Source organism: Ruthenibacterium lactatiformans, from assembly GCF_000949455.1.
Lineage (GTDB): Bacteria > Bacillota > Clostridia > Oscillospirales > Ruminococcaceae > Ruthenibacterium > Ruthenibacterium lactatiformans.
In genome coordinates this window covers 1-621 of the sequence record NZ_JXXK01000105.1, presented here as the reverse complement: position 1 = coordinate 621, position 621 = coordinate 1, and the positions used below count along the sequence as shown (strand labels likewise).

At 59.7% G+C, this 621-nt stretch carries 1 pseudogene; it reads left to right on the top strand.

Annotated features, from left to right (window positions below):
* A pseudogene (locus tag TQ39_RS21410) lies at positions 1 to 621 on the top strand (OmpL47-type beta-barrel domain-containing protein); the annotation flags it as partial.

The following is a 621-nucleotide window of genomic DNA, read 5'->3' as shown; positions in this document are numbered from 1 at the left end:
CTGCATGCACAAGTGGGCAACGTGGACACCGCGCGCCCGACTGTGGATTTCCATTTTGAGCCGCTGGACGGCGGCGACCGCACCATCATCACGGAATACGGCAAAACCGAGTACTACAATTACGATATCATTATGAACGCCAGCGCCGGTGATGTCGGTTCCGGCATCGAACGGTACGAATACAAAGCAGGCGACGGGGAATGGACGGTGTTCGACCCGGCGGACCCGCCGAAGTTCACGGAGGAACAGATCGTCCATATCGTTGTGCGTGTATGGGATGTTGCCGGGAATGTGAGCGAAGAAAAAGCACGGGACATCGTGCTGGACAAAACGCCGCCCACGGCTTCGCATACGCTGACGCCGGGCAGGGACGGAAAGGTGAACGTCAACCTGGGAACGGACGGCAGCATCTGCGGCGTCCAGTCCATCACGCGGCCAGACGGCAGTGTGGCATATGGCGTGGATACGCTCGTGTTTGAAGTGGACCGGAACGGAGACTACGATTTTTTCGTGTGGGACCGGTGCGGGAACCTGCTGAAGTATACCGTGCCGGTCGACAGCTTCGCAGCGCCTGTGAAGCCGGAGCCTGCGTCCTCTGAGCCGGAGGAACCGAAGCCGGAA